16 protein-coding genes and 3 pseudogenes are annotated in these 17,351 nt (G+C 62.0%); 16 read left to right on the top strand and 3 right to left on the bottom strand.

Annotation, left to right across the window (positions count from 1 at the left end; genetic code table 11):
* Positions 1-183: 183 nt before the first annotated feature.
* Positions 184-591, bottom strand: a pseudogene (locus tag AC13D8_RS20825) (DNA repair protein RadC); the annotation flags it as partial.
* Here AC13D8_RS20825 and AC13D8_RS20820 point away from each other — a divergent pair.
* Entirely contained in the window at positions 586-738 is a 153-nt protein-coding gene (locus AC13D8_RS20820) for a helix-turn-helix domain-containing protein (RefSeq protein ID WP_482970397.1), read from the top strand. The pseudogene AC13D8_RS20825 and the gene AC13D8_RS20820 overlap by 6 nt on opposite strands.
* A gap of 69 nt (positions 739-807) precedes the next feature.
* Here AC13D8_RS20820 and AC13D8_RS20815 read toward each other — a convergent pair whose 3' ends face one another.
* Positions 808-1,110: a hypothetical protein gene (locus tag AC13D8_RS20815; RefSeq protein WP_482970396.1), complete on the bottom strand. Its 303-nt coding sequence runs from the start codon at positions 1,108-1,110 to the stop codon at positions 808-810.
* Between the two features lie 71 nt (positions 1,111-1,181).
* Between AC13D8_RS20815 and AC13D8_RS20810 the strand changes: the two genes are divergently transcribed.
* A complete protein-coding gene (locus AC13D8_RS20810; RefSeq protein ID WP_482970395.1) occupies positions 1,182-1,733 on the top strand; it encodes a nucleotidyl transferase AbiEii/AbiGii toxin family protein in 552 nt (183 codons plus the stop codon).
* 128 nt (positions 1,734-1,861) lie between these two features.
* Positions 1,862-2,611, top strand: a pseudogene (locus AC13D8_RS20805) (Tn3 family transposase); the annotation flags it as partial.
* A gap of 17 nt (positions 2,612-2,628) precedes the next feature.
* Here AC13D8_RS20805 and AC13D8_RS20800 read toward each other — a convergent pair.
* Positions 2,629-3,024, bottom strand: a pseudogene (locus AC13D8_RS20800) (IS21 family transposase); the annotation flags it as partial.
* A gap of 659 nt (positions 3,025-3,683) precedes the next feature.
* Here AC13D8_RS20800 and AC13D8_RS20795 point away from each other — a divergent pair.
* The 13 genes from AC13D8_RS20795 (at position 3,684) to AC13D8_RS20735 (ending at position 17,349) form a co-directional block, all read left to right on the top strand.
* Positions 3,684-5,000, top strand: coding sequence for an AMP-binding protein (locus AC13D8_RS20795; protein ID WP_482970394.1), 1,317 nt, complete (start codon positions 3,684-3,686; stop codon positions 4,998-5,000).
* A gap of 75 nt (positions 5,001-5,075) precedes the next feature.
* A complete protein-coding gene (locus AC13D8_RS20790; RefSeq protein ID WP_482970393.1) occupies positions 5,076-6,185 on the top strand; it encodes a TIGR03617 family F420-dependent LLM class oxidoreductase in 1,110 nt (369 codons plus the stop codon).
* 26 nt (positions 6,186-6,211) lie between these two features.
* Positions 6,212-7,420, top strand: a complete 1,209-nt coding sequence (locus AC13D8_RS20785) for an acetyl-CoA C-acetyltransferase (protein WP_482970392.1) — start codon at positions 6,212-6,214, stop codon at positions 7,418-7,420.
* Positions 7,421-7,431: 11 nt separating this feature from the next.
* On the top strand, positions 7,432-8,334 hold the full coding sequence (locus AC13D8_RS20780) for an enoyl-CoA hydratase/isomerase family protein (protein ID WP_482970391.1): 903 nt from the start codon (positions 7,432-7,434) through the stop codon (positions 8,332-8,334).
* 17 nt (positions 8,335-8,351) lie between these two features.
* Positions 8,352-9,020, top strand: a complete 669-nt coding sequence (gene npdG / locus AC13D8_RS20775; protein WP_482970390.1) for an NADPH-dependent F420 reductase — start codon at positions 8,352-8,354, stop codon at positions 9,018-9,020.
* A 1-nt stretch (position 9,021) separates the two neighbouring features.
* Entirely contained in the window at positions 9,022-9,795 is a 774-nt protein-coding gene (gene cofC, locus AC13D8_RS20770) for a 2-phospho-L-lactate guanylyltransferase (protein WP_482970389.1), read from the top strand.
* The gene (cofH, locus tag AC13D8_RS20765; protein WP_482970388.1) at positions 9,783-12,245 is read left to right on the top strand and encodes a 5-amino-6-(D-ribitylamino)uracil--L-tyrosine 4-hydroxyphenyl transferase CofH; all 2,463 of its coding nucleotides are present in this window, start codon (positions 9,783-9,785) and stop codon (positions 12,243-12,245) included. Before cofC ends, cofH begins: the two co-directional genes overlap by 13 nt.
* On the top strand, positions 12,242-12,700 hold the full coding sequence (locus AC13D8_RS20760) for an acyl-CoA thioesterase (RefSeq protein WP_482970387.1): 459 nt from the start codon (positions 12,242-12,244) through the stop codon (positions 12,698-12,700). Before cofH ends, AC13D8_RS20760 begins: the two co-directional genes overlap by 4 nt.
* A 145-nt stretch (positions 12,701-12,845) precedes the next feature.
* Positions 12,846-13,991 carry an ABC transporter substrate-binding protein gene (locus tag AC13D8_RS20755; RefSeq protein WP_482970386.1) on the top strand — a complete coding sequence of 382 codons (1,146 nt, stop codon included), beginning with the start codon at positions 12,846-12,848 and terminating at the stop codon, positions 13,989-13,991.
* A gap of 81 nt (positions 13,992-14,072) precedes the next feature.
* Positions 14,073-14,936 carry a branched-chain amino acid ABC transporter permease gene (locus AC13D8_RS20750; protein WP_482970385.1) on the top strand — a complete coding sequence of 288 codons (864 nt, stop codon included), beginning with the start codon at positions 14,073-14,075 and terminating at the stop codon, positions 14,934-14,936.
* 1 nt (position 14,937) lies between these two features.
* A complete protein-coding gene (locus AC13D8_RS20745) occupies positions 14,938-15,882 on the top strand; it encodes a branched-chain amino acid ABC transporter permease (protein WP_482970384.1) in 945 nt (314 codons plus the stop codon).
* A gap of 2 nt (positions 15,883-15,884) precedes the next feature.
* Positions 15,885-16,658: an ABC transporter ATP-binding protein gene (locus AC13D8_RS20740; RefSeq protein ID WP_482970383.1), complete on the top strand. Its 774-nt coding sequence runs from the start codon at positions 15,885-15,887 to the stop codon at positions 16,656-16,658.
* Entirely contained in the window at positions 16,651-17,349 is a 699-nt protein-coding gene (locus tag AC13D8_RS20735) for an ABC transporter ATP-binding protein (protein WP_482970382.1), read from the top strand. Before AC13D8_RS20740 ends, AC13D8_RS20735 begins: the two co-directional genes overlap by 8 nt.
* The last annotated feature ends 2 nt before the right edge of the window (positions 17,350-17,351 follow it).

Raw genomic sequence — 17,351 nt, 5'->3', positions numbered from 1 at the left:
ACAGGCGGGGTGCGGAGCACGTAGAATTGACCATGGCGGAGGTCGTCCTCCTGAAAACTGCATGTTTGGCGTCAACAACCAAAACATACAATGTTTCAGATGGTTACGCTACCTCCGCCGCCTTCTCATGAATTTTTCGGGCTAGGCTCACATCCTCCCCTGCCCTTCTCTGACTCTCGGGCGTCACGCCGCGATCTGTAGGGCGCGAGACGCGAAGACACGCCAGAGCGGATCGACAAGACGGGCATCGAGAAGGTCGGCGTGGTGCCGCAGCCGTTGCGCGAGGCTATGTTCATGCCACTCGGCCGCCCGCATGGCCTGCGCGCGGGTCTGGCTGGCCTCGGACACGACGGCGCGGGCTTCGGCGGCATCCGAGACCGGGTGGCACCATGCGGCCCCGCCATCACAGGTAGCTCCGGCCAGAACGAGACGCCCCTCCCGATCGAGGATTGCCAGGATGCGTGGAGCGTCTTCAGGTGTGATATCTTCGGCGTGAACGATTGCCCCCTGCATGGCCTCGGCCAGCGTGGCAAACCGCTCCAGTACCTTGGGGTGTGCCTGCCCGGACATGAGAGCTGCGGGCGCATGGCAATGGTGCTCTCGCGACCGCTGGTTTCGACCGGGATGATCCAAGCGACGCTGAAAGTGTCGAAGCAAGGCGCGCTCAATCTTGTTGGGGAGCTCCACCTAAGTGAAATGACGGGCAGGGGGCGGTTCCGGGCGTGGGGGATCGTGTGAAGGCACCGGGTTTTCACAACGCAAATTGCTCAGATATCCTGTGCCACCAACCTGGCGTTTTACCTCCTTTCAATCGTCGGAAGCTGCTTCGGCCTGCGCCGTTGGCTTTGGCGTCCCGACCGAGCGCATATATCCGATCACCAATTCTCGCAGGTAGTTTTGGCTGAAACGTCGCGTCCGCGCGTACGACAGGACCAGGCCGATACCGAGGACCGCGAGATACTTCCATCTGATCGCTCCCGCGTCGGGGAACAGCAGGGTCAATCCAATCGAAAGGATAAACGCAGACACCAGTCCTCGTCCCAGGCCGTACATCCTTAGCATGATGTCTAGCCTGCTGTTGCTGTCGTGCGCTCGCACCTCGGCCGCCATCTCGCCTCGCGCCGCTCGCCAATGGGTATGAGCAGCGTGACGATCATCGTCTGTTCCAGCTTGTTCGGACAGTGCCTGTCGATGATGGTGGAGGTCCGATCGATGTGGTTGTCGACTTCTTGCGTCCTTTCGACGCCGTCTTCACAAAGAACAAACCGCCGCTGATCGAGCATTTTGCCGTGCAGCGTGCATCGGGTGCCGAATTGGCCTTACGGTTCTACAACCTCGTTGCGATTTCGGGCGAGATGCCGAATGGAGGCGCGAACCACGTCAACATCGCCGTCGCATCGATCCCCGCCCTCCTCGCAATGAAGGGGTACGCAATCGAGAACCGCCTGAAGAGGAAGGATGCGTACGACATCTATTACTGCGTTCGAAACTATCCAGGTGGCCCCGATGCACTTGCTGCGGATTGCGAGCCGGTTCTCGCTCACAAGGAAGGCAAAGAGGGCTTCGGGTTTATTGCCGGCAAGTTCGAGGCGGTTGATAGTTTTGGCCCCACTAGCGTCCGCCAGTTCGTGCAGGACACGCAAATTCTCGGGGAACGTACCGCCGACCAATGGCAGCAGGATGCATTTGGTCAGGTCGATGCGTGGCTCCGTGCACTTGGCTGGAGAGGGTAGGTGGCCGCGCTGCTGCCGTTCCTCGCTAGCAATTTTTCTTTTGGGAGTGCAGCGGGTTGAAGCGCGTAGCTGAATATCCTGAACGCTACAATGACCGTCTATTTTATCACTGAATTGGACAACAGCCTTACCACGAGTCGGATCTGCGGATCGCAGAGCACTATACCGATACGGCTGGTTTCACCGACCATGTGTTCGCGTTGATGCAGCTGTTGGGGTTCCGCTTTGCGCCGCGCATACGCGATCTGGCCGACCGGCGCCTGTATGTTCCCGGCGACGCGAAGCAGTATCCGACGCTCGCGGACATGATCGGCGGGCGTATCAATGTCCGGCACATTCGGTCGCACTGGGACGAGATCCTGCGTCTGGCGACCTCGATCAAGCAGGGCACGGTCTCCGCGTCGTTGATGTTGCGCAAGCTCGGCAGCTATCCACGTCAGAACGGGCTCGCAATCGTGTTGCGTGAGCTCGGCCACATCGAACGCACCTTGTTCGCGCTCGACTGGATGCAAAACGTCGAGCTGCGCCGGCGTGTGCAGGTGGGCTTGAACAAGGGCGAGGCCAAGAACGCGCTGGCCCGCGCTGTGTTCTTGAATCGGCTGGGCGAAGTCCGCGACCGCAGTTACGAGAATCAACGCTACCGCGCAAGCGGGCTGAATCTCGTCGTCAACGCCATCATTCTCTGGAACACGGTGTATATAGAGCGAGCCATTCAAGCATTGTCCAACCCCGGTCAATCCATCGACGAGGCATTGCTTTCGCATCTCTCGCCGCTGGGGTGGGAGCACATCAATCTGACCGGCGATTACACCTGGCAGCAGGATAAGCGAGTCGAACGCGGCCGATTTCGGCCGCTACGGGCGCCGCGAGAGGCTTAGCGTACGATTTTTTCCGTTTCGTGAGTTGGCCCCTTATTGCGGGTCGGCGTCATGCGGTAGTGCGCGCAGAGCTCCTCGTAGCGTTGCGTGAGATCCTCCTTCGCATCGACGCTGAGGTTGCGGAAAGCCGCCGACAGGCTGTCGCTGCGGTGATAGAGCGGCGCTCCCCCAAGCGACCACAGCGCGTTCTGCAGTCCTTCGGCCAGGGTCACGAAGCTCTCGCCGCCGAGAATGACATGGGTGTGTTCAAAGCCGGACCAGACGAGCCGGAAGTGGTAGAGTAGATGATCGAGAGGCTGGCCGGCGATCGACACGTCGATGCTACCCATGTCGGTAAAATCCGATAGCCCGAGCCGGCCGGGCTCGTGAAGCTGACGGAAGATAACCTCCTGCGCACCTTGTTTGTCGGCGCGCAACCATGAGCCCGGCAAGGATGCTACATGCTTGACAATTACCCGCAATTAGAGGGCCGATTGACAATCGAAGCGTGGGTGGGTTCCGTCAAGGCACGACTGCTCGGCGCCTGAGGGTGATTGCGAGCCGCGTAGGACGCAGATCTGGCCCTATGCCAGCCTCGCCGCACGATCCGAAGCGCACGCGAAGTCGGTGCAGGAAGGGCTTGGCCGCCGAAGGATGGCCCCGCCAGCCTGATGCCGCAGATGACGAGCCAGATCGCAATGCCGTTGCCCTTCTCGCCATTGAAATGAGAACGTGACGCCCCGTCGACTGGAACGGCCTGATCAACTGATATGCTGTCGCATGGCTGACCTCCATCACGGAGGCGAGGTCATGCCGGCTGCCCGGTCGAAATGGGGCGCAGATCATTTCGACACTATGCTGTGAGTATTTGCCCTGATGCCCCCGCTTTTCAGCCGAGCGAAGAAAACTGCCTTTCTGGGAAAAACAATCAAATAACAACAAGATAAGAAGGAATATGAGCGTATGATTCTTCTAGATTGCTAGAATCGGTGTTCTTTATTGGTACTTTATGTCCTTTTCCTCCAATTCGTTTCGTGCATAAATCACGATGAAAGCGGTGTGCAGCGCGCACAGTGCGAGGAGGAAGTTTGCAATGGATCTGAGCCTGGTCGAAAGCGGTGGCCGTTTCGAGCTGGAGGCTATCGAGAAAGCCAGCATCGACGAGCTCAGGGCGCTGCAGTGGGAGCGTCTGCGGGCTGTCGTGCGGCATGCCTTTGACAATTGCCTGCCCTATCGCCGCAAGTGCGAAGATGCCGGTATTCATCCGGACGACCTGCATTCCTTCGACGATCTTGCGAAATTTCCCTTCACGGTGAAGCAGGATTTCCGCGAGCACTATCCCTTCGGCATGTTCTCGGTTCCGCTTGATCGGATCGCGCGCTTTCACGCTTCGAGCGGCACCACCGGCAAGCCTGCGGTGGTGGGGTATACCGCCGCCGACCTGGAAACTTGGGCGGGTCTCGTCGCGCGCTCGTTAAGGGCGGCCGGGGCGCATCATGGCGACCGGGTGCATAATGCTTACAATTACGGCCTTTTCACCGGTGGCATGGGCTCGCATGATGGCGCTCAGGCGCTGGGATGCGCGGTGATCCCGGTATCAGGCGGGCAGACAGAACGTCAGGTCCAGCTGCTTGTGGACCTGAAGCCGAACATCATCATGGTGACGCCGTCCTACCTGCTCAATATCGCGGATGAATTCGACCGGCAGGGATTGAGCCATTCCGACATCGCCCTGCGCGTGGCGATGGTGGGTGCGGAGCCCTGGACCGAGGCGATGCGTGCTGAAATCAACCGGCGGCTGAACCTTCAGGCCGTCGACTATTACGGAATCTCCGAGATCATCGGGCCGGGCGTCGCCTCGGAATGCATCGAAACCCTCGATGGCCCGACGTTGTGGGAGGACCATTTCTATCCCGAGATCATCGATCCGGGCACGGGCGCCGTGTTGCCCGACGGCGAATGGGGAGAGCTGGTTCTGACCACCGTCACCAAGCAGGCGCTGCCCGTGATCCGTTACCGCACGCGTGACATCACCCGTTTGCTGCCGGGCACGGCTCGCCCGATGCGGCGACTCGACCGCTTTGCCGGGCGGTCGGACGACATGATGATCATCCGTGGCGTCAACGTATTCCCCTCGCAGATCGAAGAGCAGGTCCTGACTCTTCCTCAACTCGGCGGCCATTTCCAGATCGAGATCTACCGTGAGGGCGCACTGGACCATTTGCGGGTGAACGTAGAACTGCGCGCCAGCGACGGACCGAGCGCCGCCACCGAAGCTAGCCGCGAACTCGCTCGACGCATCAAGACCGTGATCGGCGTCTCGGCGGCGGTCAATGTCGTCCCCGTCGGTGCAATCGAGCGCTCGCAGGGCAAAGCCGTTCGGGTGATCGATCATCGCAAATTGCGCTGACCGGCCGTCACCCAACATTCGCGCTCGTTAGAGAGCGCATCCCAATCCGAACCCTCTCGGCAAATGGAGATATTCATGCTGATCGAAACCCTTTTGCCCATGGGCAAGGTAGACCCTGGTCTGCGCGCCCCGGACAAGCCCCTCGATATCCGCACCATCGGAGAGCAGGCCAAGCTCGTCGAGGAATGCGGCCTTAACGGACTGATGACCGAAGAGACCAAGGACGATCCGTTCGTCATCATGGCGCTCGCCGCCGCAGCCACCAAGACGCTCAAGATTGGCACCGCCGTCACGATCGCCTTCCCGCGCAGCCCTACCGTCATGGCGCTGAGCGCATGGACGATCCAGAAGCTTTCAGGCGGTCGCTTCACGCTGGGGTTGGGGCCGCAGGTCAAGGCCCATATCGAGCGGCGCTACGGCATGCAGGCTCATCCTGCAGGTCCCTGGATGCGCGACTATATCTGTGCGGTCCGCGCTGTCTGGGACACCTGGCAGAACGGCAAGCCTCTCAACTACGAGGGCGAGTTCTACAAGCTCGACCTCATGGTGCCCCTGTTCGACGCCGGGCCGATCGAGCATCCCGACATTCCGATTCACATCGCGGCTGTGAACCCGGTGATGTCGATGGTGGCGGGCGAAGTCGCCGACGGTATCCGCCCGCACCCGGTCTGCACGCCGGGCTACATCAGGGATGTGATGCTGGCCGAAGTGCGCAAGGGCGCTGAGCGCTCGGGGCGTTCTCTCGACAAGTTCAGCGTGTCGATGAAGCCGCTGATCGCCACAGCGGCGAATGAGGAGGAACTCCAGCCCAAAATCCGGGATGCCCGCGCGCGCATCGCCTTCTACGCCTCGACCCCGGCCTATATCGGCTGCTTCGAGCATGTTGGCCTGGGCGACTTGGCGCGCGAGGCGAAGATCCATTCACGAGCCCAGAACTGGGAAGAACTGCCGAAGCTGATCAATGACGACGTTCTGGAGCAGTTCGTGGTGTTCGGCACCTATGACGTCATCGGTCGCAAGCTCAAGGAGCGCTTTGGCGACGTGGTCACGAACTGCGAGTTCTCCATCCCCGTTCAAAACGAAGAGGAAAAGGAGATCATGCGCGGGCTCGTGAAGGATCTGCATGCCGACGGTGAGGATAGCGCCCGCGCTGCGATCCTCGGTCGACAGGCGGCTACGGCCTGACGCAAGACGCAACGGGAGAAGCAACCATGGCTCGCAAGGCTTTCATCTATGACGCCGTCCGGACCCCGCGCGGACGGGGCCGCCTCGACGGCTCGCTGGCTGACGTGAAGCCGCTTCATCTCGTTGCGGGCCTCCTCCGGGAGCTTTCGGCTCGCCATTCGATCGGCGGCGAAGCCGTGGACGAGATCGTCCTCGGCACCGTCAATCCACATGGCGAGCAGGGAAGCGTGCTCGGGCGGATCGCGGCTCTTTCGGCCGGGTGGGGAAACCATCCGGCCGGGTTGCAGGTGAACAGGTTCTGCGCCTCCGGCAGCGAGGCTATCCATCTAGGCGCGGCGAAGATCGCCGCCGGCCATGTCGACTTGGTCGTTGCCGGCGGTGTGGAATCGATGTCGCGCGTTCCGATGGGCTCGGATGGCGGACCCTGGGCCGAGGATATCGATGGCGCTGTCGGGGGGCTTTATGTGCCGCAAGGCATTTCCGCTGACATCATCGCAACCATGGACGGAATGACGCGCGACGATCTCGACGGTTTTGCTCTGCGCTCGCATCGGCTCGCCGACAAGGCCCGCAAGGCCGGATATTTCGATCGATCGATCGTCCCGGTCCGCGACGCCAGCGGCCTGCTCCTGCTGGACCATGACGAACTGATCCGGCCGGATACAACCCTGGAGCGCCTTGGACAGCTTCGCGCCGCCTTCGCCGGAATCGGATCCGAGGGCTACGATCTGATCGCGAGCGACGTCTATCCGGAGGTCGGTGAGGTTAATCATCTACACACGGCAGGAAATGCGTCCGGCATCGCTGACGCAGCTTCGCTTCTCCTTCTCGGTTCCGCGGAAGCCGGAGTGCGCCACGGGCTGACAGCGCGTGGCATGGTGGCCGGTTGTGCGGTCGTCGGATCCGACCCGACGATCATGCTGACCGGGCCGGGACCGGCAGTGGACCGGCTGCTCGCAATACATCGTCTCGGTTATGACGATATCGACCTTTTCGAGGTGAATGAGGCGTTCGCTTCGGTGGCTCTGCGCTTTCTGGCGCATAGCGGCATCGAACCTGACCGGATGAATCCGAACGGCGGTGCCATTGCGCTCGGCCATCCGCTCGGTGCCACCGGAGCCATCCTGACCGGTACGCTGCTTGATGAACTGGAACGCCGCGACCTGCACCGCGGCATTGTCACACTGTGCGCAGCCGGCGGAATGGCGATCGCCACCCTGGTCGAGCGGGTTTGAGGAGAGAACCGATGGGCCAGATAACACTCCAGACCGATGCGGAAGAGATTGCGACACTGACGCTCGATCTCGACGGCAAGGTGAATGTCATGAACGACGAGTTCATGTCGCACATGGCCGATGTCCTGGATCAGCTGGAAGCCGCCCGCGACAAGTTGAGCGGCGTCGTCATCACATCGGCGAAATCGACTTTCCTCGCCGGTGGTGACCTTGCCCTGATGGCGCGGACGCGCCCCGGAATGGAGGCGCAGACCTTCGACCATTTCGAGAAGCTGAAAAGCTATCTGCGGCGGCTCGAACTGCTCGATGTCCCGGTCGTCGCCACGATCAACGGCACCGCGCTGGGTGGCGGATATGAACTGTGCCTCGCCTGCCATCATCGTATCGCGGTGGATCGCGAGGACGCCCAGATAGGGTTGCCTGAAGCCGATTTCGGTATCCTTCCTGCCGCGGGCGGCGTGATCCGGCTGACGCATCTTCTGGGGCTGGAACGCGCGCTGCCCTGGCTGCTCCAGGGGCGAAGGGTCTCATTGCGGGACAGCGCGGACGAGGGACTGGTGGACGCGCTGGTCGCCGAACAGGCGGACCTGCTTCCCGCCGCGAAGGAATGGATACGCCGCAATCCCAATCCGGTGCAGCCGTTCGACCGCGCAGGCCGCTCGTTAGGGGCGCATCGTCTCTCGGCGCAGGACCGTGTATCGCTGCAAATGGCGCATGCATGGCTGCGCAGGCTGGCCGGCGCGAACAACCGCGCGGCCCGGCGCATTGCCGACGTGGCCATCCAAAGCCTCTACCTGCCTTGGGATCTGGTTTCCCGGATCGAGACGCGGGGCTTTGTCGAACTCCTGATGACGCCGGAAGCGCAGAGCCGGATCGCGAGCTTCTTCGCACGCAAATCCGCGCCACGATCATAGACGCAAGGAAGAATGAAATGTTTGGGAAATCATGTGCGGTTCTGGGTGGAACGGGATCTCTGGGGTTCGGGCTTGTGCTGCGCCTGGCGCGCGCCGGCCACGAGGTGATCATCGGCTCGCGCTCGCGCGAGAACGCTGAAGCCGCCGCCGAGCGGGCAAGGGCTGTCCTTGCGGAACATGGTATCGACGCCGGCAACATTCGCGGCGATGAAAACCTGGCGGCTGCGGCTGCGGCGGACATTGTCGCCGTGACGGTGCCTTACGCTCAGCAGCAGGCGCTTCTGGCCGCTGTCGCCCAACATCTGCGCGGCAAGATCGTCATTGACGCCACGGTGCCGCTGATGCCGCCGAAGGTGGGAACCGTGCAACTGCCCGAAGGCGGTTCGGCAGCGGTTGCTGCGCAGGCGCTGCTTGGCGAAGACGTCCGCCTTGTCTCCGCGCTTCAGAACGTGGCGGCCGACAAGTTGCAATCGCTGGAGCCACTTGAGTGCGACGTGCTGGTAACCGGCAACGACCGCGACGCCTGCGCCGAGGTCGTGGGTCTGATTGCCGGTCTCGGGATGGAGGCCTATTATGCCGGGCCGCTGGCGAACTCCGTCGCTGCCGAGGCGCTGACATCCTTGCTGATCACCATCAACCGCCAGTTCAAGTGTCAGGCGGGAATACGGATCACCGGAGTCAAGTGACATGCAGGTTCTGGTGCCGGTGAAGTCGTTCGCACATGCCAAGAGCCGTCTGGGTCCGATTTTTGACAGCGGCGTCAGGCGGCAGCTTGCACGGGCGATGGCGCAGTCGGTGCTGACCGAACTTCGGCTGGTTTCCGGCTTGCGTCGTATCCTTGTGGTCAGCTCAGAACCCGAAATGCGGGAATTTTGCCTGGCAATGGGAACGGATTATTTATGGGACGACGGTGCGGGCGGCCTGAACGGCGCGCTGGCTGCGGGAGAACTGGAACTTCGCCCGAGGGATGACGAGCCGCTGGCGGTCGTCTGCGCTGACCTGCCTTTCTTTCGCGCGGCGGAATTCGAACGCATGCTGGTCGCCCATGCCGGACTGGGGCCGCAGGGACTGACCCTCGCCAGCGACCAGCATCGTCGCGGCACCAATGTTCGTATCGCGACCGTTCCCGGAGGTCTGCCCTACCGCTTCGGCGAAAGCAGCGCCCCGCAGCATCTGCGGGAAGCGCGCCGGCGGGGCGTGCCCTGCCAGCTTTTCAAATCTGAAGCCATCGCATTGGATCTTGATACGCCCCACAGCGTCTTTGACGTGGTCCAGCGGTACGAAGCGGCCGAAAAAGCGCCGGACAATGTGCTCTTTGCATTGCAGGCCGGTCTGGCTGGGGAACGCCGAGATCGCGCAAACACAATCGGCTCCAAAGATACTGAGCGGAATGCGGGCGGGAAATCGCCCGAGAGTTTCCCTCATCCCGCGCCAGGGAAGGACAGGCCATGGATACACTGACCTCGTGTTCTGAATCACTTTTGGACCGTCAGGCGGCGCTGGAACTGCTCGACCTGCCGACGGAAACCCTGCTGGCCCGCGCGGCCGCCATGCGCGATGGAGCCTTCGGCCATCGCATCACCTATTCGCGCAAGGTCTTCGTGCCGCTGACCGAGCTTTGCCGCGATGTCTGCCACTACTGCACCTTTGCGAAAGCGCCGCGCAGGGTTGCAGCCCCCTTCATGACGGTGGAGCAGGTGCTTGCCGTCGTGCGACAGGGGCAGGCGGCGGGTTGCAACGAGGTCCTGCTGACGCTGGGCGAAAAGCCCGAGCTTCGCTACGCCGTCGCACGGGACTGGCTGGCCGCGCAGGGCTACGCGTCGACCATCGATTATGTATGCGCCGTCTGCGAGGTGATCCTTGGCGAAACGGGTCTGCTGCCGCATGTCAACGCCGGAACTATGACGCGCGAAGAACTGGCGGCGCTGCGGAAGGTGGCCCCTTCGATGGGGCTGATGCTGGAAAGCGGATCGGAGCGCCTGTGCCAGCGTGGGCAGCCGCATTACGGCTCTCCCGACAAGCAGCCCGAACTGCGTCTTGCGACGCTGCGTGAAGCCGGATCCCTGCGTATTCCGATGACAACCGGGCTGCTGATCGGCATCGGCGAAACATGGGAAGAGCGGGTGGATTCGCTTCTCCAGATCCGGGATATCCATGCAGCATACGGGAATATCCAGGAGGTGATCGTCCAGAACTTCCGCGCCAAGGCGGGAACGCGGATGGCGTCCGCGCCCGAGCCCGGCGAAGAGGAGTTCCTTCGATCGATCGCGCTCGCCCGCCTCATCCTGGGACGGGACATCAGCTTGCAGGCGCCGCCCAATCTTGCGCATGGCGATCTGGACAAGCTGATCTCGGCGGGCATCAACGACTGGGGCGGGGTTTCGCCCGTTACCCCGGACCACGTCAATCCCGAAGCGCCGTGGCCGCATCTCGACAAGTTGTCGTCGGTGACCGCGGCGGCGGGAAAGGAACTCGTCCAGCGTCTTACGGTCTATCCACGCTACATCGACCTCAAGGGTTCCTGGATCGACGCGGCCGTTTTCCGCCACGTTCTGGCTCGCGCAGATGCCGAGGGGCTTGCTCGCGAATGTGGCTGGATGGCCGGTGGCGCAGCCGCGCCCGACGCCGGTCTGTTCAAGGATCTCGACAAGCCGGTGGATCCGGCGGCGGTCCGTCCGGAAATCCGCCAGATCGTCGAAACCGCACTCGCCGGTGAACGGCTCGACGAGGCGTCGATCGAAACGCTGTTCGGCGTGCGCAGCCGCGATATGCTCTATGTGTGCCAGGCCGCCGACGCATTGCGGCAGGCGCGGTGCGGGCGCAATGTGAGCTATGTCGTAACGCGGAATATCAACTACACCAATGTCTGCACCTATTCCTGCACGTTCTGCGCCTTCTCGAAGGGCCGCACGCACGAGGCGCTGAGAGGCAAGCCTTACGATCTCGACCTTTCCGAGGTCGCTCGCCGGGTGAGCGAGGCGTGGAGCCGTGGAGCTTCCGAGGTCTGCATGCAGGGAGGCATCAGCCCCGACTATACGGGCGAGACCTACCTTGACATCCTGCGCACGGTGAAGGCGGCCGAGCCTGAAATGCACGTGCATGCCTTCTCGCCTCTTGAGGTGACGCAAGGCGCGGCGACCCTTGGAATGCCGCTCGCAGACTATCTGCGCCGGCTCAAGGAAGCCGGCCTCGGATCGCTGCCCGGAACGGCAGCCGAGATCCTGCACGACGAGGTCCGCGAGGTTTTGTGCAAGGGGAAGCTGTCGACGGATGAGTGGGTGGAGGCCATCGAGGCTGCGCATTCCGTCGGGCTGAAAACGACGTCAACGATCATGTACGGTCACATCGATCATCCGCGCCACTGGGCCCGTCATCTTCTGGTTCTGCGGGATTTGCAGGAGCGCACCGGCGGCATCACGGAATTCGTCGCCTTGCCGTTCGTCGCGATGGAAGCGCCGCTTTTCCTGCGCGGCGGGGCGCGGCCGGGACCGACCTTCCGCGAGGCGATCCTCATGCATGCGGTGGCGAGACTGGTTCTGCATCCGCTCATTCCCAACATTCAGGCGTCATGGGTGAAGCTCGGACCCGAGGGCGTCGACATTGCGCTAAGGGCCGGCGTCAACGATCTTGGCGGAACGCTGATGAACGAGTCCATCACGCGCGCCGCGGGCGCCCAGCATGGGCAGGAGTCAGCGCCGGAACGGATGGAGGACATGATCGTGGCGGCCGGCCGCTGGCCGGTGCAGCGCACAACGCTCTACGAACGTCAGAAGCAGGAGCGCCAGGCTGCCTCGTTCAATGCGGCTGAGTTGCGACCGGTCGTGAACCGGCCCTATGCCGGCAAGCGCTCGCGCGCCCGCTCCGCACCATCCGTCGAGCCGGCCGGGACCGTAGAGGGGGGGAGGCTATGACGGGAAAGAAGAGTCCCGGTACGCGGAAGGACTTCGTCCATTTCGAGACGATCACCACACGCTGGAACGACAACGATATTTTCGGCCACATGAACAACAGTATCCACTATGCGCTTTTTGACAGCGTGGTGAATCGCTGGCTGTTCGAGACGACGGGCCAGGATCCGCGCCTGACCGAAACGGTCCGGCTGGTGGTGCACAGCAGCTGTGACTATTATGCGGAACTGGCCTATCCGCACTCCGTCGTCGCTGGTCTGAGGGTTGACCGGATCGGGACGAGTTCAGTCACCTATCGGATTGCGCTTTTCCCTGAAACTGGCGACATCTGTGCTGCCGAAGGCAGTTTCGTCCATGTCTATGTCGACCGGGATATGAGGCGTCCGGTGCCGATTGACGACGAGCTTCGGGACGCCATGAACGCGCTTCGTTGCGAGGGAACCATCTCGTTCGCCTGAGCGAAAATGTCCCCTTTTTCTGAACTGGTTGGTCATTGCCATCGGAACCCGTCAATCCGAAAACTAGAAGATGGAGTGTGCGCGAGCCGCTGCCTGAACGAAATTCAACCGGCTGCTGTGGGGCAGCTGTTTATGGGAGGAAAATATGAAGTTGAAAACCTTGGCGTTGACTCTTGCCGCCGGCGTCGCTCTTTCAGGCGTCAGCCCGGCGATGGCGGAAATCCGCATCGGCGCGTTCACATCGGCCACTGGCCCTGCCTCTTTCCTCGGAGAGCCGCAGCGGTTGACCGTCGAGATGCTCGTCAAGCAGATCAACGAGTCGGGCGGGATCAATGGTGAGCCCATCCAGCTTTTCTACTATGACGACATGTCCGACGCGAGCGCTTCGCGCAACTTTGCAACGCGCATGATCGAGGAGGATGAGGTCGTCGCGGTGATCGGCGGATCGGGCACCGGCAATTCCATGGCGGTGATCCCGGTCGTTGAAGACGCCGAGATCCCCTTTGTATCGTTTTCCGGCGGTGTCGAGATCATCGACCCGGTTCGTGAGTGGGTTTTCAAGCCTCCCCACACCGACCTCATGGCATGCGAAAAGATTTTCGAGGACATGAAAGTGCTCGGATTGAGCAAGGCGGCTCTGATTTCGGGACAAGGCGGCTTCGCCCAATCGATGGCCAAGCAGTGTGCCGAACTCGCGCCGAAAGTGGACATAGAGATCCTTGTGCAGGAAAGCTACGGCCCGCGCGACAGCGACATGACCCCGCAGCTGAACCGCATTCGCGGGACCGACGGTGTGGAAGCCGTCATCAACGCCGATATTGGCCAGGGGCCGGCGATCGTGACCCGCAACTTCCGCCAGCTTGGCATGGAGCAGACGCTCTACATGAGCCACCCGGCGGCGACGCAAGGCTATCTTGAGGCCGTGGCGGCCGATGGCGAGGGCATACGCATCCCCGGCCCCTCGCTGCTGATCGTGGATACGCTGGACGACGACAGTCCGGAAAAGCCGATTCTGCTCACCTATCGCGACCAGTTCATCGCTGCGACGGGGCGGCAGCCGGATGCCTTCGGCGGTTATGCGCATGACGGGCTGCTTCTGCTGGTTGACGCTATGAAGCGGGCAGGGACCTCTGACCCCGCCGCGGTCCGCGACGCATTGGAAGCCACCGATGGCTTCATCGGGACGGTGGGCGCGATCCGCATGTCGCCGGAAGACCATCTTGGAATCGATCTGAGCAGCTTCGTGATGCTCACCATCCGCGACGGCAAATGGGCGCCAGTTTCGGAGTGATATCATTCGCCTCGCACGGTCCAGGCCGTGCGGGGCGCCCCTGTTCGCGAACCTGATCGGAAAAAAACTATGGTTGTATTCATGCAGCTCATCGTTTCGGGCCTTACGGTCGGAGCGATCTATGCGCTGGTGGCGGTGGGCTTCACGCTGATCTACCGCGCTTCGGACATCTTCAATTTCTCACAGGGCGAGTTCTTCATGCTGGGCGGCATGCTGGGCGGTATTGCCATGGCGTCCTATGGGCTGCCCTATCCGATCGCGGCGCTCGTCGCCTGCGTGATCACCGTCGGCTTCGGCCTCGCCCTTTATTTCTACGGCATAAGAAAGGCGCGCCAGGCCACGCCCGTGCAACTGCTGATCCTGACTATCGGGGCGTCGATGCTGGTTCGTGGCCTCGCTTCCGCTCTGCTCGGCAAGAACTTCATCAGTCTGCCCGGGCTTCTGCCCTGGCAGACTTGGCGCGTCGGCGGGGTGGTGATCCAGACACAGGCTGTCATGATCATCCTTGGCACCGGTCTCATAGTGCTTGCTCTATGGGCCTTCATGTCACGGACGCTGACCGGCAAGGCGATCGTGGGCGTGGCTTCGAACGCACTTGGCGCCCAACTGATGGGGATCAATAAGTCGGTCGTGGTGGGGCTCTGCTTCGGCCTGTCGGCGTTTATCGGCGCGCTGGGCGGCATACTCGCCACGCCCATAACCCTGATGAGCTTCGACAGCGGCGTCATGCTGGCGATCAAGGGATTTACGGGCGCCATGCTCGGAGGGATGGGGCGGCCTTACGGGCCGGTCGTCGGCGGCCTACTGGTTGGCCTGCTGGAAGCCTTCGGCGCAGGATATGTCTCCTCCGTCTACAAGGACGCCTTCGCGCTGGTCGTGCTGCTGATGGTGTTCGCACTGCGACCGCAGGGGCTCTTCGCCTCCAGCTCGGTGGAAAGGATCTGACATGCGGCGTTTTCTTACCTCCCCCTATGCGCCGATGCTCTTCGTGGCGCTGGCCGTTCTTGTCGTTCCGCTTTTCCCGATCTCGAATTTCCAGATCCGCCTCGCCACGCTGCTGTTCATCTTCGCAATGGTCATTTTGGGTATGAATCTGCTTATGGGATATGCCGGACAGATCAGTCTCGGGCATGGCGCTTTCTTCGGTCTGGGCGCTTATATCGTCGCCATCGGAGCGAAGCAGTACGGGCTCTCGCCCTGGCTTCTTGCCGCGCTTTCACTGCCGGTGGCGGGGGCCGTCGCCTGGGTGATCGGCCGGCCGCTCCTCAAGTTGCGAGGCTATCATCTGGCCATGGCCACACTGGCTTTCGGGTCGATCTTCGCGATGTTCCTCAACAATGCGCTTTCTATCACCGGTGGACCGGACGGCATGGCGCTGGATATGCCGTCGGTTCGGCTGTTCGGCATGTCCGCACGCTGGAGCTGGTACTGGATTTGCGGCGGCCTGCTCGTTCTCGTGATGTATCTGCTGGCGAGCCTTCTCGACAGTCCCTCGGGACGGGAGATGCGCGCGCTCCATGACAGCGAGACGGCCGCAGCCGTTCTCGGCGTCGACGTCGCCGGCGCCAAGCTGAAGGCGTTCGTCGTCTCGGCGGTTTTCGCAACGCTCGCCGGATGCTGCTTCGTGATGTTCGACAGATATATCACGCCTCAGGCGGCCGGCATCATGCGCTCCATCGAATTCATGATGATGACGGTGGTCGGCGGGTTGGGCTCCGCAATCGGCAGCATATTGGGAGCGGCCATTCTGGTGGTGCTGCCGCAGCTGCTGACTGTCTTCCATGAATATGAGCACGCCATTCTCGGTCTGATCCTGATCCTGATCATGGTTTTCTTTCCTGGAGGCATCGTTCCGACGTTGCGCGCCCGCTTCGGTTCCGGAGAGAAATGAGCATGCTGACGGTTGAAAATATCGGTATCCGTTTTGGCGGGCTGGTCGCGCTCGATGGCGTCAGCTTCTCGGTGGAAGCTGGCGAAGTCTTTGCCCTGATCGGGCCGAACGGCGCTGGAAAGACCACGCTCTTCAATTGCGTTTCGGGCGTTTATGTTCCGACACAGGGTCGCGTCTCGCTTGCGGGAGAAGATATCTCGCAGCTGAGGCCCTTCGAACGCGCTCGCCGTGGCATGACCAGGACATTCCAGAATCTGCAAATATTCGAGAACATGTCCGTGGTCGAGAATGTCATGGTCGGGTTTAGGACGAAAGAGCGCGGCGGCGTGGTCTCGCACATGCTGGGGCTGCCTTCGATCAAGAGGCAGAACCGGGAAACTCATACGAAGGCGATGGAGTTGCTCGATCTGATCGGTATCAGCGACCGGGCGCAGCAGAACTCGGGGGCGCAATCCTACGGTGTGCTGAAGCGGCTGGAAATTGCGAGGGCGCTGGCGAGCGGTCCGCGGGTGCTGATGCTCGACGAGCCGGTGGCGGGTTGCAACGCCACCGAGACCGGCGATGTAGACGCGGTCATCCGCAGGGTCGCGAAGATGGGAGTGGCGGTAGTCCTAGTCGAACACGACATGCACATGGTGATGGGGGTGGCCGACCGTGTCCACGTTCTCGACCGTGGACGCACCCTTGCCCACGGCACCCCGGATGAAATCCGAACCGATCCGGCGGTGGTCGAGGCCTATCTCGGCGCGCCGGAGGAGGATACCGTCCATGCTTAGCATTCGGGATCTCAAAGGCGGTTATGGCCGCATCGAAGTTCTCCACGGGGTTGGTCTGGAGGTCGGCAAGGGCGAGATCGTGGCGCTTGTCGGATCTAATGGCGCCGGCAAGACCACATTGATGCGCGCCATTTCCGGCGTGCAGCCGATCACGGCGGGCCGGATCGAACTGGACGGCCATCCGATACAGAACGTTTCCGCCGCGAAGCGGGTGACGCAGGGTCTGGCGCAGGTGCCCGAAGGCAGGCAGATATTCCAGCCCCTCTCGGTTGAGGACAATCTAGCGCTTGGCGCCTGGATCGCTCCCGGCAAGATCGAGCGGAACCGGACGAGGATCTATGAGATGTTCCCGATTCTCGGCGAATTCCGCAAGCGTCCGGCCGGCTCCCTTTCGGGTGGGCAGCAGCAGATGCTGGCAATGGGGCGAGCCCTGATGTCGGAGCCCACCATGGTCCTGCTTGACGAACCCACCATGGGGCTTGCCCCGTTGCTCGCAAGGCAAGTGATGGAAACGATGCTGCGCATCCGCGATGAGGGAGCGACCGTGCTCGTCGTCGAGCAGAACGTTCAGGCCGTGCTGCGTGTGTCGGATCGCGCCTATGTGATCGATCGCGGCCAAATCGTCATGGAAGGCCGCTCGGCGGACCTGCTTGCGGATCCGCATGTCCAAGACGTTTATCTGGGAGTTTGAGA

This window comes from Roseovarius sp. B-10, assembly GCF_056859295.1.
Note: the sequence above shows the minus strand (reverse complement) of the source record. Positions and strands in the feature narration are given on the sequence as shown.

Excerpts from the sequence above, each read along its gene's own strand:
- npdG (WP_482970390.1), top strand. The coding sequence starts at position 8,352 with ATGTTTGGGAAATCATGTGCGGTTCTGGGTGGAACGGGATCTCTGGGG.
- AC13D8_RS20785 (WP_482970392.1), top strand. The coding sequence starts at position 6,212 with ATGGCTCGCAAGGCTTTCATCTATGACGCCGTCCGGACCCCGCGCGGA.
- AC13D8_RS20815 (WP_482970396.1), bottom strand. The coding sequence starts at position 1,110 with ATGGCGGCCGAGGTGCGAGCGCACGACAGCAACAGCAGGCTAGACATC.
- AC13D8_RS20760 (WP_482970387.1), top strand. The coding sequence starts at position 12,242 with ATGACGGGAAAGAAGAGTCCCGGTACGCGGAAGGACTTCGTCCATTTC.
- AC13D8_RS20750 (WP_482970385.1), top strand. The coding sequence starts at position 14,073 with ATGCAGCTCATCGTTTCGGGCCTTACGGTCGGAGCGATCTATGCGCTG.
- AC13D8_RS20780 (WP_482970391.1), top strand. The coding sequence starts at position 7,432 with ATGGGCCAGATAACACTCCAGACCGATGCGGAAGAGATTGCGACACTG.
- AC13D8_RS20790 (WP_482970393.1), top strand. The coding sequence starts at position 5,076 with ATGCTGATCGAAACCCTTTTGCCCATGGGCAAGGTAGACCCTGGTCTG.
- cofC (WP_482970389.1), top strand. The coding sequence starts at position 9,022 with ATGCAGGTTCTGGTGCCGGTGAAGTCGTTCGCACATGCCAAGAGCCGT.
- AC13D8_RS20820 (WP_482970397.1), top strand. The coding sequence starts at position 586 with ATGGCAATGGTGCTCTCGCGACCGCTGGTTTCGACCGGGATGATCCAA.
- AC13D8_RS20795 (WP_482970394.1), top strand. The coding sequence starts at position 3,684 with ATGGATCTGAGCCTGGTCGAAAGCGGTGGCCGTTTCGAGCTGGAGGCT.
- AC13D8_RS20745 (WP_482970384.1), top strand. The coding sequence starts at position 14,938 with ATGCGGCGTTTTCTTACCTCCCCCTATGCGCCGATGCTCTTCGTGGCG.
- AC13D8_RS20735 (WP_482970382.1), top strand. The coding sequence starts at position 16,651 with ATGCTTAGCATTCGGGATCTCAAAGGCGGTTATGGCCGCATCGAAGTT.
- AC13D8_RS20755 (WP_482970386.1), top strand. The coding sequence starts at position 12,846 with ATGAAGTTGAAAACCTTGGCGTTGACTCTTGCCGCCGGCGTCGCTCTT.
- cofH (WP_482970388.1), top strand. The coding sequence starts at position 9,783 with ATGGATACACTGACCTCGTGTTCTGAATCACTTTTGGACCGTCAGGCG.
- AC13D8_RS20740 (WP_482970383.1), top strand. The coding sequence starts at position 15,885 with ATGCTGACGGTTGAAAATATCGGTATCCGTTTTGGCGGGCTGGTCGCG.